Source organism: Streptomyces sp. NBC_01384, assembly GCF_045040035.1.
Classification (GTDB): domain Bacteria; phylum Actinomycetota; class Actinomycetes; order Streptomycetales; family Streptomycetaceae; genus Streptomyces.
This window is the reverse complement of record NZ_CP109559.1, coordinates 8,769,701-8,782,639: the sequence shown is the minus strand read 5'-3', so window position 1 is coordinate 8,782,639 and position 12,939 is coordinate 8,769,701. Positions and strand designations below refer to the sequence as shown.

Annotated in this window: 8 protein-coding genes; 7 read left to right on the top strand and 1 reads right to left on the bottom strand. The window is 70.7% G+C overall.

Annotated elements, in window-relative coordinates; all coding sequences use genetic code 11:
• Positions 1–303 precede the first annotated feature (303 nt).
• Positions 304–831 (top strand): NUDIX hydrolase family protein, encoded by a 528-nt coding sequence (locus OG747_RS40370; RefSeq protein ID WP_405885963.1) that lies wholly within the window; start codon positions 304–306, stop codon positions 829–831.
• Positions 832–1,076: 245 nt separating this feature from the next.
• On the opposite strand, the gene OG747_RS40365 is transcribed toward OG747_RS40370, so the two are convergent.
• Entirely contained in the window at positions 1,077–2,891 is a 1,815-nt protein-coding gene (locus OG747_RS40365; protein ID WP_405884300.1) for an ABC transporter ATP-binding protein, read from the bottom strand.
• A 1,223-nt stretch (positions 2,892–4,114) separates the two neighbouring features.
• On the opposite strand from OG747_RS40365, the gene OG747_RS40360 reads away from it, so the two are divergent.
• From OG747_RS40360 to OG747_RS40335, 6 genes are all read left to right on the top strand, one after another.
• Positions 4,115–5,365: an alpha/beta hydrolase family protein gene (locus OG747_RS40360; RefSeq protein WP_405884299.1), complete on the top strand. Its 1,251-nt coding sequence runs from the start codon at positions 4,115–4,117 to the stop codon at positions 5,363–5,365.
• Between the two features lie 238 nt (positions 5,366–5,603).
• Entirely contained in the window at positions 5,604–7,874 is a 2,271-nt protein-coding gene (locus OG747_RS40355) for a HAMP domain-containing protein (RefSeq protein WP_405884298.1), read from the top strand.
• Positions 7,875–7,889: 15 nt separating this feature from the next.
• On the top strand, positions 7,890–9,350 hold the full coding sequence (gene pgsB, locus OG747_RS40350; RefSeq protein WP_405884296.1) for a poly-gamma-glutamate synthase PgsB: 1,461 nt from the start codon (positions 7,890–7,892) through the stop codon (positions 9,348–9,350).
• The gene (locus tag OG747_RS40345; protein WP_405884295.1) at positions 9,350–9,832 is read left to right on the top strand and encodes a poly-gamma-glutamate biosynthesis protein PgsC/CapC; all 483 of its coding nucleotides are present in this window, start codon (positions 9,350–9,352) and stop codon (positions 9,830–9,832) included. The genes pgsB and OG747_RS40345 overlap by 1 nt, the downstream gene beginning before the upstream one ends.
• 50 nt (positions 9,833–9,882) lie before the next feature.
• The gene (locus OG747_RS40340; protein WP_405884294.1) at positions 9,883–10,959 is read left to right on the top strand and encodes an NlpC/P60 family protein; all 1,077 of its coding nucleotides are present in this window, start codon (positions 9,883–9,885) and stop codon (positions 10,957–10,959) included.
• 41 nt (positions 10,960–11,000) lie between these two features.
• Positions 11,001–12,905 (top strand): ArnT family glycosyltransferase, encoded by a 1,905-nt coding sequence (locus OG747_RS40335; protein WP_405884293.1) that lies wholly within the window; start codon positions 11,001–11,003, stop codon positions 12,903–12,905.
• Positions 12,906–12,939 lie beyond the last annotated feature (34 nt).

The window sequence follows — 12,939 nt, the reverse complement described above, 5'->3', positions numbered from 1 at the left end:
TACGACCGGATCCCGCACCTGCTCCTCAAGGGGAGGGGCAGGTGCCTCCGTGAGCACGACGCGCTCGATCGGGTGGGCGTGGAAGCTGGTCGTACGAGTCCGAGGAGGGCGCCATGAACCGCCAGATCCGCATCCGTCCCAGCCGCCGGCCGACCGCCGGGCGCGAGGTGAAGATCGACCGCAGGACGCCATCGGGACGACTGCTCCCGTACTGATCCGTGCCGCTCCCGCACCGATCCGCGTGTGCCCCGGTGTCACGCGCGGATCCGGAGGGGTTGAAAGTATGATCACCCAATGTCTGACATGACCGAGACCACGCCGGGTTGGCTGACTCCCGACGAACTCGAACTCGCGCGCGCACGTATGCCGATCCTGTACGTCGAGGCCGTGCCGGTGCGCGTCGACGACAACGGCGAAGTCACCAGCATCGGACTGCTGCTGCGTATCGGGCCGGACGGAACGGTCAGCCGTACCCTCGTCTCCGGTCGGGTGCTGCACCACGAGCGGGTCCGGGACGCCCTTCTGCGCAACCTGGAGAAGGACCTCGGCCCGGTGGCACTCCCCCGTATCCCGACCTCCCTGCAGCCCTTCACCGTCGCCGAGTACTTCCCGACGGTGGGGGTCACTCCGTTCCACGACCCCCGCCAGCATGCGGTGTCGCTCGCCTACATCGTCCCGGTGACCGGCGACTGCCGCCCCCGGCAGGACGCCCTCGACCTGGTCTGGTTCAGCCCGGAGGAGGCCTCCTCGCCCGTGGTCCTCGACGAGATGCCGGGCGGACACGGAGCCCTCCTCAAGCAGGCCCTGGCCCATGTGGGCCGCCTGTCCTGACACAGGCCTCGGTCCAGAGTCGGCGCGATCCCCGGTCGGGCACGCTGCCGTGGGGGTGGGCCTGCGCTGGGGGATGACGGACACGACGCGGTTCGAACAAGTGGAACTGGCCGGGTACGAGATCCAAGAGGTGCTCGTGCGGCGCACCTGGCCCTACCCCGACCTGCCCGGAGTACCGTTCGCACTTCTGAGCATGCCCTGGGGCGAACGGGCGCCGTGGCACCCGCCACCCACCGAGCTCGTGTTCAGTGCAGGTCGGCCGGCGAGTGGCTGTCGTCGAGGAAACCGCCCGACTGGTGCTGCCACAGCTTCGCGTAGGCGCCCTCCGACGCGAGCAGCTCCTGATGCGTGCCCTGCTCGACGATACGTCCGCGGTCGAGGACGACGAGCCGGTCCATGGTGGCCACCGTACTCAGTCGGTGTGCCACGACGAGCGCCGTCCGCCCCTCCATGAGCCGCCACAGCGCCTCCTGGACGAGGATCTCGCTCTCGGAGTCCAGAGCGCTGGTCGCCTCGTCCAGCAGCAGGATCGGCGCGTCGCGCAGGATCGCCCGGGCGAGTGCGACCCGCTGGCGCTGTCCGCCGGACAGCTTGACACCACGCTCGCCCACCATGGTGTCGAAGCCGTCCGGCAGCGCGTCGGCGAACTCCGTGACGTGTGCCGCCTCGGCGGCGCGGCGGATCTCGGCGTCGGTGGCGTCCGGCCGGGCGAAGGCGATGTTGTCCCGCAGCGTGCGGTGGAACATCGCCGGGTCCTGCGGCACGTAGGCCATCAGGCTGCGCAGGTCGGTCTGGCGCAGCCTGCTGATGTCCTGCCCCCCGATCAGGATCCGGCCCGCGTCGATGTCCGTCATCCGCAGCAGCAGCCGGGCGAGCGTGGTCTTACCCCCTCCGGACCGGCCGACGAGACCGATCTTCGCCCCGCTGGGCACAGCCAGGTCGAGTCCCTCGAAGAGCGGCTGCGCGCCCGCGTGGGCGAAGGTCACCTGCTCGAAGCGGACGTCGGCGGCGCGGGACTGCAGCGATTCCGGCGACTCGGGGTCGAGCACGGTCGGCGGCTTCAGCAGCAGTTCGGTGAACTGCGCGGCCTCCGTCATCGAGCTCTCCAGGCGGCGGTAGATCTGGTTGAACTCGAACATGATCCGCGTCGCGTTGCTGTAGTACGTGAACGCGACCACGACCGCTTCGACGCCGTGACTGCCCCTGCCGAGCGCGACCGCGAGCAGCAGGCCCAGCGCGTTGGTCAGCACGGACATCGGCGCGACCAGCGTGTCGATGCGCAGGTTGCCGTAGTCCCACGACCTGAGCATGAGCCGCCGCGACGCCGCGACGCGGGACCGGTGCTCGGCGGCCTCGCGCTTCTCGGCGGCGAACGCCCGGACCGTGTCCATGTTCATCAGGCTGTCGGCGACGTGGCCCGACACCCGGGCGATCGCCTCCTCGCGCTGATCGACGAGCGCCTGGCGGCGACGGATGAGGGGCATCACACACAGCGCCGTCAGCGCGATCATCGCCAGGAGTCCGACGACGAGCAGCGGTTCGTAGCTCCACAGCACGACCGACCCGAACACCAGCGGCACGAAGCTGCCCACGACCTGGAACGTCATCGTGTCGACGAACTCCTCGAAGCGGGAGGCGAAACTCAGGACCCGCTTGGTCAGTGACCCGGCGAAGTTGTCGTGGAAGAACGCGGCGTCCTTGGCGAACAGCTCGTCCATGCCGATGACGTACAGGTGCTCGATGCCGAGGGCGTCCAGGCGGTTCAGGCAGTGCAGGCCGATGCGCCACATCATCTCCGCGAGCAACAGGACGCCGGCGAAGCCGAGAACGTAGGGCAGCGTCGAGCCGATGGCGATTCCGGTGTCGCCGGCGATCCGGCCGACGAGCTTCGCGACGATCAGCGGTGCGATGTAGTTGATGCCGATGTTACCCAGCGCCGGCAGCAGCATCGCGGGCGCCGTCAGCCGCCGGCGCCGGGCCAACTCCCGTCCGTAATAACGAAGTGCGAGGAGCACCGAGCCCTTGCGCGGTGGAACCTCGCGCGATTCAGGCGATCCCATCCCAACCCTGTGTTGTCGTGCGGCGTCCTGCCGCGTGCTTCTCCGGGGAGCTACCGTTGCCTCAGCGGCCGTGCGGAGTTTCGGTTTCGAGTGAGTGCGCTTGCTCGGGTCGTCCTCCGACATGCGGGGCACGACGACGGGGCCCCGCGCAGCTCGCGACGACGCCAACGCGCGAGTGCGGGCAGGCCAGGAATCGCAGTGTCCCGCGACGGCGCCCGGGGAGTCCAAGCGTTTTCCCGGCCGGCGGCCCGACGTTGCGCGTGCTGTGTCCGGTGTTCGCATGCGTCATTGGCGTCAGGTTCCCACCCTGTGCTCATCAGCGAAAAACAGCCAGGGTTGTCGGCCCACTGCGCTCCGCGGCGACCCGCCACAACGACGGCGAGCCCGGCCAGAGGCATGCGGCCGCGCCGGTGACTACCGACGGCGCCCTCAGGAGGTAGCCGATGCTCACCGCACGGCTTTCACCGCCCGCATGACCGAGCACGCAGGCGCTGGGATCGGAAGACGGCGACGACGGGCCGCGCCGGGCTCAGCACGCTGACGAGCATCACCAGGGGTCGGTACGTGCAGAATCTGACAAATGCCTTGAGCGCCATCCCCCGCGCAGCCGGCTGTCGTCGACGCCCGGCACGTCGCCGACGTCATCCGTTGGGCGACCTCAGTGACCGTCTTCAGCCCTTCGACACCGCGTGTGCGCAACCCCTCGGGCCGACAGTTCCGGCGAAGCCACGACCCAGACCTGGGGGTCGTACCGGGAACTCGGCACCGGAAACTACTCCATGCGTCGAACACCGGACCAGGCTGCCGGCAAGCAAATGGGCCGGCCCTCGGCGCGGCGAGGCTGACCACGGCCCACGACGACGATAGGCCCCGGCAGGGATTCGATCCCACTCCGTACGCCGTGCAGCGCTGTTCGCCGGACTTCTCGTGAAGTCGCGTTCGCAAAAAGGCTGAGAGGACACTGCCACCGGTCAGGCTCCCGACCCGTGTTTGCAGACGAAGGGCGGGACTTGCCATCCGCCCCATCGAGCGCGCCATCGAGAAGGGTGCGCGGATCTGTCGGCCCCGCAACGACGGTACGGTGTGCGACAGTCGATCGCTTGTTCCGCGATCACTGACCCACGAGGGGTTCCATGAGACACCGCCGCCCGCGCAATCGTCAAAAAGTGATCGCCAGAGCGGTCAGCACAGCCAGTGCGATCGCAGTCGCCTTGGGTGCGGGGATGACGCCGGCGATGGCCGCCGGGACGACACCCGGCAAGCCCACGGCCACCAAGGCCTCGCCCGACCTGACGACGCCCTGGGCACCCGAGAACGACGAGGTGACAGGGCAGTACAAGACCATCCACCCTGCGGCCGTCTCGCCCAACGCCCTGCGCTCGTCCGCGCTCAACCTCAGCCTTCCCGCGCCGACCGGACGCTACAGCGTGGGCATGGTCGGCCTGCACCTGGTCGACAAGTCGCGTACGGACCCGTACGTGCCCGGCCAGAAGCCTCGCGAGCTGATGGTCTCGCTCTGGTACCCGACCTCCTCCCCCTCCGGGCACTACCAGGCGCCGTGGATGCCGTCGATCTCGGGTGCCGACTTCCTCGCCTCGCGCGGCCTGACGCCGCAGCAGGTGACCCTGCCGACGACCGCGGGCCACGTCCTCGCCCCGGTGGACACCCAGCTGGGCAAGCTGCCCGTCCTGCTGTACTCGACCGGGCTGCACTCCGACCGCGCGATGGGCACCGCGCTCGTCCAGGACCTCGCCAGCCGCGGCTACCTCGTCGTCACCGTCGATCACACCCACGACGCCAACGAGGTGCAGTTCCCGGGGAACCGGGTCGAGGTCAACACCATGCCGGCCGGCGCGCACTCCTCCGACACGCTCAACGTGCGCGCGGCCGACATCAAGTTCGTCATCGACCAGCTCGGCACGCTGAGCAAGGGCGGCAACCCGGACGCCGGCCACGCCACGCTCCCCACCGGTCTGTCGAAGGCCGTGGACATGTCCCATATCGGCATGTTCGGCTGGTCGCTGGGCGGCGCAGCGGTCGACACCGCCATGCAGCTCGACCACCGCATCGCCGCCGGCGCCAACCTGGACGGACAGTTCTTCGGCTCGGCGCCGAGCAAGAACCTGGACCGCCCCTTCATGCTCTTCAGCTCCGGCACCCACAACCGCAACACCGACAGCTCGTGGCGCACCCTGTGGTCGCACCTCACGGGGTACCGGGTCGACGTCCAGCTCCACGGCGCGGCGCACCTCTCGTTCAGCGACAACGAGTGGATGGTGCAGCAGGAGGCGAGCCTGCTCGGGCTCTCCCAGACCCAGCTCCAGCAGCAGTACGGCACGATCGACCCGAACCGCGCGATCGCGGTCCAGCGCGTCTACCTCGCCGCCTTCTTCGACCAGGAATTGCGCCACCAGCACAGCACCCTGCTCGACGGGCCCAACAAGAATTACTCGGAGATCTCCTTCGTCCGCTGACCCGGCGTTCCAAGGGCGGGCTCCGTTGAGCGGGGTCCGCCCTTCGATGCGGCCGGGAAAACACCGCACTCGTACGACAGCGGTACGAATATGTGATGGAGATGTGATCGCGTGACACTAGAGTGATCGTTCACCCCATCGAACTTCTTTGCGCTAGGCGCCCATTGAGAGAGGAACCGCTGCCCTGCCCACCGAGTCCCGGGCGCCGCGCCGACACCGAGTCCGCCGCCGCGCCGACATGCCGCTGCTCGGCGGTGTGCGCCCGCCGATCGTCCTGCTCGTCCTGCTGCTTCTCGTGGTCGCCGCCCTGACCGTCACCGGCCTCGGCGATGTCCATTCCGAGCATGTGCCGCCGGCCGTGCTGGACTCGGAGCAGCAGATCGCTTCGGACACCGCGCTGTCGGTGCGTACCACGATCGACGTCGAGGCGAGCACGGTACGCCGTACGGCCGACGCCTACACCGCGACGAGCACATCGACACCCGCGAGCGCGCTCAAGGCGCTGACTGCCGCGAACAAGGCGGACCTCGGCAGCGCTCTGCTCGACGCGCACACCGGCAAACTGCTGGCGTCCGGTGGCGGGTCGGTGGCACTGGCCGGGGTGGACGCCGCCAGGAGGACGTCCGGGCACGGCTCGATCCCGCCCCGGCTGGTGACCTCGGACGGGACGCGGCAGCTGCTGTACTTCGCCAGGGTCACGCTGCCCGCGCAGAAGGTGGACGCCAACCAGGACCAGAACCAGGTCCCGAGCGGGACCGAGCGGCAGTGGCTGCTGGTGGTCTCCGCGGCGCTCCCCGCCCTCACGACGTACGGGGACGGGCGCACCGCCGAAGTGCTGGACGCGAGCGGCAAGGCGCTCGTCACCACGTCCCGCGGCGCGGCGTCGCCGGCCGCGGCCGACAGCGGTCTGCCCATGACGGCGGCCCGCGCGGTGAGCGCATCGGGGCGGGGCGCCGACGCCTCCGGAAGCCTGCTGGGCGCCGCCACGGGCGCTCGGCCCACGGTGGCCGGCTGGGCCCAGGTCGCCTCGACGACCGGTCCGGGCGACACCGACGGCCTCGGCCTGGTGGTGCTCACCTCCCGCGCGGTGCCCGCCTCGACCGCCGCCGCCGACTACTCGGGCTTCGCGCTCGAAACCGCGGGGGCGCTGGCCGGTATCGCGCTGCTGCTCGGGCTGGTGCTGAACTTCCTCGTGCAGCGCCCGCTGCTGCGGCTGTACCTGTCCGCCGGCCGCCTGGCCCGGGGCGCGACCGAGGGCGGCCCGGCCGCGGCGGCGGAGCTCGCCCGGCCCGTCCCGGTACACGGCTTCGGGGAACTGGCCCGGATCGGACGGGCGTTGGAGTCGCTGCGTCGGCAACTGCTCGGCGAGAGCGGCCCGCAGGAGTTCCCGGCACGCCGCGGACCGGGCTACCGGGCGCTGGCCGCACTCAGCCTGGTGCTGGTGGCCGGCTGGGCGGTGCCGATGATCTTCATGCTGAACCGGGCGGACACCGCGACCGCGGTTCCGACACCGGTCATCGCCAACCAGCAGACGCGCGCCGAGCTCGCGGCGAACCGTGTCCGGCAGTCGCTCGGCCAGTCGTACGCCGAACTGAGCGACGTGGCCGCAAGCCTGCCGGGCAAGAGCCGGGCCGCCCAGACCCAGGATCTGCGGCACGCTCTCGCCGCGCACAAGCAGTACCGCTCGCTGTACCTCCTGGACCGCTCCGGCGCCATCACCCTTCGGGTCGGAGACACACCGTTGCGCACCCTCGTCCACGTACCCGACGGCGGCGGGGTCACCACCGTCAACACCTCGGGCCGGGTACCGGCCATCGCCTCCTACGCCCAGGTCCGGGCGGTCAAGGGCGAGGCCCCGGCGGCCGGGGTGGTCCTCTTCGGCGAGATCGACGTGAAAACGCTCAACTCCACCCTGGCCAGGCCCAATCTGGGCAGCGTCTGGGTGACGGACGCCGACTGCAAGGTGCTGGCGGCGAGCGTGGGCTACCGCGCCTTCCAGTCGCTGCCCGACCCCAGCCTGACCCGCCTCGCCCGCGCCGCCCAGAGCGCCCCCGGCACCGCGGGCACCGCGACCTCGACGGTGCTCTCCTCGTCCTCCGGCCCCTCGGTCGACGCCGCCGCGCCGCTGGCACAGAACGGCCCGACAGCACACCTCGGCTGGCGCGTGGTGACCGCGGAGCCCGCGGCGGCGCTCCGGCTCCCCGCGGTGCAGGCCCAGCAGCGCACCATGCTCGCCGGGATCCTGGGCCTCGCGTTCGGCGCGGCCTGCCTGGGCTGGCTGCACGTCGTGGTGTTCCGGCCGCTGCGAGCGGTCGCCCTGCTCGTCGAGAAGCTCGCGGGCGGGGACCGCCGTACCGTGCTGCACCCGGTCAACCACGACGAGATCGGCTCGGTCACCCGCAGCCTGGAGCTGATGCGCCAGGCCCTGGCGGAACGCGGCCGGGCGGACAGATCCGGACAGACCGCCGACCCCTTCCTGTCGTGGCCCGAGAACACACTCCAGCGGTAGAAGAACGGATTCGGCGTGCTCTTCCTTTATGTCATAGTCCTGCTGTGCTGCGCCGCACTGTGGGTCGCCGGAATCCTGGAACAGAGGCGGCACTTCGACTCGCTGAACCAGATACCGACGCGGGTGCTGGTCAACGGCATCCGCGGCAAGAGCTCGATCACCCGGCTGTGCGCGGGCGCGCTGCGCGGCGGCGGCCTGGTCACGGTGGCCAAGACCACCGGCACCGCGGCCCGGTTCATCCATCCGGACGCCACCGAGGAGCCGATCTACCGCAAGTTCGGGCTGTCCAACATCGTCGAGCAGATCGGCATCGTACGGCGGGCGGCGACCTACCGTCCGCACGCGCTGGTGATCGAGTGCATGGCGGTGATGCCCGCACTGCAGGAGATCAACCAGGAGAAGCTGATCCGCTCCACCATCGGCGTCCTGTGCAACGTCCGCGAGGACCACCTGGAGGAGATGGGGCCGACGTTGGACGACGTGGCCCGCTCGCTCTCCCGCTCGATGCCGGTCGGCGGGGTGTGTGTGACGGCGGAGAAGGACCGTCTGCACATCCTCCAGGAGGAGGCCGACAAGCGGAACTGCCGTCTGGTCTCCGTCGATCCGGAGTTGGTGAGCGACGCCGAACTGCGCGGCTTCAGCTGGTTCACCTTCAAGGAGAACGTGGCGATCGCGCTCGCCGTCGCCGAACTGCTCGGTGTGGAACGGCAGACCGCGTTGCAGGGCATGTGGGACGCACCCCCCGACCCGGGCGTGCTGTCGGTGGAGCGCTACGTCACGCCCGAGGGCAAGCGGCTGCGCTTCGCCAACGTCTTCGCGGCCAACGACCCCGAGTCGACGCTGATGAACGTCAAGCAGCTGAAGGATCTGGGCGCGATCAGGCAGCCGCTCAACGTGATCATCAACTGCCGCCCGGACCGGGTGGAACGCAACGGCCAGATGGGCACGATCATCCCCGGCCTCGCCCCCGAGGCGGTCTTCCTGATCGGCCACCCGACCAAGAGCGCCCGCGACGCCATTCCGGCCGGCTTCACCGGGCGGGTGGTGGATCTCGGTGGCGACCGCCGGGACCCCGAGGAGCTGACCGCGGCGATCCTCGCGGAACTCGGCCCCTCCTCCTCGCTGGTCGCGATCGGCAACATCCACGGCCAGGGCGAGCTGTTCCTGGAATGCCTCGCCGAACTGCCGCTGGACGACTCCGAGGAGGAGCTCGCCGCCGTTCCCGCCGGCGACGGCCTGGACCAGGAGACCATGCAGTTCGCGCTGCCCCGGCAGATCGCGCTGTCCCCGCCCCCCGCCCCCGAGCCGTACAGCTGGGTGGCGCCGCTGGAGACACCGACGTACTCCTTCCACGTCCCGGGGCAGCGCGAGCTCGCCCGCCGGTTCGCCGCCCGCCACGACCGGCCCGACGGCGAGCGAACCGAAGACGACCTGCACCACTCTTACGATCCCCACCAGTCTCCGAGGAACCGTTAGTGATCCCCGCCCACCTCACCGCACAGACCGCCGCACTCGGGATCGCCCTCGGGCTGGTCTTCTCGCTCGTCTGCTACCTGACCACCAACCTCTCGCCCGGGGGGATGATCACCCCCGGCTGGATCGCCCTCACGCTCCTCACCGACGTGCAGATGGCGGGACTGATGGTCGGTGTCTCGGCGCTGACCTACTTCATGACAAAACTGCTGCAGCGCACGGTGATCCTCTACGGCAAGCGGCTGTTCGCCGCCGTGGTGCTGTGCGCGGTGCTCATGCAGACCACCGTGATGCTCGCCCTCAACCACGAGTTCCCGCTGCTGTACACGTCACAGACGCTCGGCTTCATCGTCCCCGGCCTGGTCTCCTACCAGATGGTCCGCCAGCCGCTGGGGGCCACGCTCATCTCGACCACGGCGGTGACGCTGGCCACGTATGTGGTGCTGGTCGTCGGGCTGCTGCTCGGTGCCCTGCCCACCGCCTGACCTGCCCACCTCCCTTCAACCCACACTCTCAAGCTCAAGGAGCACCGGCCATGCACTCTGAACCCCTCGGCAGGCGCAACCGTCCGACTCGCCGCGCCGTGCTCGCGACGGTCGCGGGCGTGGCGGCCGCCGGGGTGGTCGGCGGTTACGCCTGGAACCGCCACGGGCACGACAGCGGCAGCAGCAGCAGTGGCAGCAGTGGCAGCGGCAGCGGCGTGAGCACCCAGCCCGGGAGCCACACCTTCGAGCGGCTGTCCGACCCCGGCCGCACCGTCGTCCGCGGCTCCGACGGCGGCACGCTCGCCACCTTCACCGACGGTGCCCGTACCGCCGTGCTCGCCGGGCCCACCCGCAGCTTCAGCGAGCCGCGGACCACCAGCGCCACGGTGACCACGAACGCCTGGGTGCGGGTGCTGCCGCACACGTGGCAGCAGGGCATGGAGAAGTCCGCCTGGTTCAAGGGCTGGTTCGGCAAGGCGCTCGGCGACACCGGACCGGACGTCTTCGCGGTCGCGTTCGAGTACAGCAGCGCCGGGGCGCCCGACAAGCACAACGGCGCCGGCGTGCGCTATGCGGGCACCGCGCACTTCGGCCCGCGCAACCAGAGAGTCAGCAGCCCCCTGGACTTCGCCTACCACGATGAGCAGTCCGACTTCTACGACTATCTCGGCACCCCCTGGACCTTCTCGGACGGCGCGCGCGCGCAGCCGGAGCAGGCCCGCTACGGCGATGTCGACTGCTCCGGCTTCCAGCGCCTGGTGTGGGGCTACCGCATGGGTCTGCCCCTGCACAACACCAACACCAAGGGCGTCGGCCTGCCGCGCCGCGCCTTCGCCATCGCCGCCTACGGTCCCGGCCTCATGGTGATCCCCGACACCCACGAACAGCCCACCGAACTGGGCGTCCTGCAGCCAGGGGACCTGGTCTTCTTCGCCATCATCAAGGACCGGCCGGGCTTCATCGACCACTGCGGCATGTACCTGGGCCTCGACGACCAGGGCCGGCACCGCTTCTACTCCAGCCGCTCCGCCGCCAACGGCCCGACCATGGGCGACCTGTCGGGCCGCTCGCTGCTGGACGGCACCGACTTCTACGCCCGCGGGTTCAGGGCGGCCCGCCGCCTGTGAACCCGCCGCCTCACCCGTCCGCTGATCCGAGGACCACTGCCATGGCCACCATCCCCGCCGCCCAGCCCACCGGCACGCGCCGACGCCGACGGGCGAACGACCGTCGCTCCGGCCGACCGGAAGCCGTCCAGCGCTGGGAGCGCCCGGCGCTTGCCGCGGTGCTGGTCGCCGCCCTGGTGCTGTACTCCTGGGGCATCGGGCACGCCGCGCTCCACCCCTACTACGGCGCGGCGACACGGTCGATGGCCGGCAGCTGGCGCGCCTTCCTCTACGGCGGGCTCGACGTCGGCGGTTCGATCACCATCGACAAGCTCCCCGGCGCGTTCTGGCCCGAAGCCGTCTCCGTCTGGCTCTTCGGCCCGCACACGTGGGCGGCCGCGCTTCCGCAGGTCGTGGAGGGCGTGCTCACCGTGTGGCTGCTGCACCGGATCGTACGGGTCTGGGCCGGGCCTTTCGCCGCGCTGATCGCCGCGCTGGCGCTCACTCTCACGCCGGTCACCGTGGCCCTCACCCGGGCCACCATCCCGGACACCGCGCTCACTCTGCTGCTGGTGGCGGCCGCCGGAGCGCTGCAGAAGGCGGTGCGCACCGGGCAGCTGCTGCCGCTGATCACCTGCGGGATCTGGGTCGGGCTCGCTTTCCAGGCCAAGATGTTGCAGGCGTGGCTGGTGCTGCCGGTCTTCGCCCTGGTCCATCAACTCGCCGCGCCCGGAACGCCGTTGAAGAGGACCCTGCGGTCCTTGTCGGCCGGTGCGGTCGCCCTGGCGGTCTCCTGTTCCTGGGTGCTGCTCGCCTGGGCGACACCGGCCGCCGACCGCCCGTACCTCGACGGAACGTCCAACAACAATCCGTTCGCCCTGGTCTTCGGCTACAACGGCCTGAGCCGCTTCAGCAGCGACGCCACCGCGTTCGGTGCCGTAGCGGGAACCACCGCCAGCCGCACGACCGGCAACACCGGCTGGACGATGCTGATCAACCACACGATCGGTCCCCAGGTCGCCTGGTTCCTGCCGCTCGCCGTGCTCGCCGCGGTGCTGGGCGTCGTCTGGCGCGCCGGGCAACCGCGGACCGACCCGCTGCGCGCGGGATTTCTGCTCTGGGGCGGCTGGCTGGTCGTGCACACGCTGGTGTTCAGCGCCTCCAACGGCAACCACCCCTACTACACCGCTGTCATCGCCCCAGCACTCGCCGCGCTGGCCGGAGGCGGCCTCGAACTCTTCCGCTCGGAGTACGAGGGGGGCGGCCGGCGGCGCGTGGCGCTGCCGGCGGCGATCGTGCTGACGACGGTGTGGGCGCTGGTGCTCGACTGGCCCACCCGCTTCCTCTCCTGGCTGCTGCCGCTCGCCGCGATGCTCGCGGTGTGCGGCGCGGTGGGCCTGTGGACCCGTGGGCCCCGCACCTCCCCGCGGATGGTCCACAGCGCCCTCGCCGCCGGGATCGCGGCCATGCTGGTCGTCCCGGCCGGCTGGGCCTTCTCCTGCCTCGACCCGCTGTACGCGGGCGCCTCCACCTCGCCGACGGCCGGTCCGGTCGGCATCGCGTACTCCGAGGCCCTCCAGCACCGCCGCGCCGTCGCCAGGGTGGGGCTCGACCGGCCGAGCGCCCGTGACACCACCCTGCTCCGTTACCTCACCGCGCGCCGCCACGGCGAGAAATTCCTGCTCGCCACCCAGGCCGCCTACGCCGCCGAGCCCCTGCTGCGCGCGGAATCCGAGCCCATGCTCGTCATGGGCGGCTTCACCGGCCTCACCCCCTACCCGACTGCCCGGCAGCTCGGCACGCTCGTCACCACCCACCAGCTGCGCTACGCGCTGCTCACCACGAAGCGTCCCACCTCTGCCGCCACCACCTGGGTGAAGTCCCACTGCACCCGCGTCCGGCCCACCGCCTACGGCCGCCGCACCGACGGCACCCTCTCCCTCTACGACTGCAACCCGAAGGGGTGAGGCGGCGCCTCCCGAACCCGGGGATCGCGGTCAA

What these genes read in the sequence shown, in the direction of transcription:
- OG747_RS40370 (WP_405885963.1), top strand. Translation starts at nt 304, where the DNA reads ATGACCGAGACCACGCCGGGTTGGCTGACTCCCGACGAACTCGAACTC.
- OG747_RS40365 (WP_405884300.1), bottom strand. Translation starts at nt 2,891, where the DNA reads ATGGGATCGCCTGAATCGCGCGAGGTTCCACCGCGCAAGGGCTCGGTG.
- OG747_RS40360 (WP_405884299.1), top strand. Translation starts at nt 4,115, where the DNA reads ATGACGCCGGCGATGGCCGCCGGGACGACACCCGGCAAGCCCACGGCC.
- OG747_RS40355 (WP_405884298.1), top strand. Translation starts at nt 5,604, where the DNA reads ATGCCGCTGCTCGGCGGTGTGCGCCCGCCGATCGTCCTGCTCGTCCTG.
- OG747_RS40340 (WP_405884294.1), top strand. Translation starts at nt 9,883, where the DNA reads ATGCACTCTGAACCCCTCGGCAGGCGCAACCGTCCGACTCGCCGCGCC.
- OG747_RS40335 (WP_405884293.1), top strand. Translation starts at nt 11,001, where the DNA reads ATGGCCACCATCCCCGCCGCCCAGCCCACCGGCACGCGCCGACGCCGA.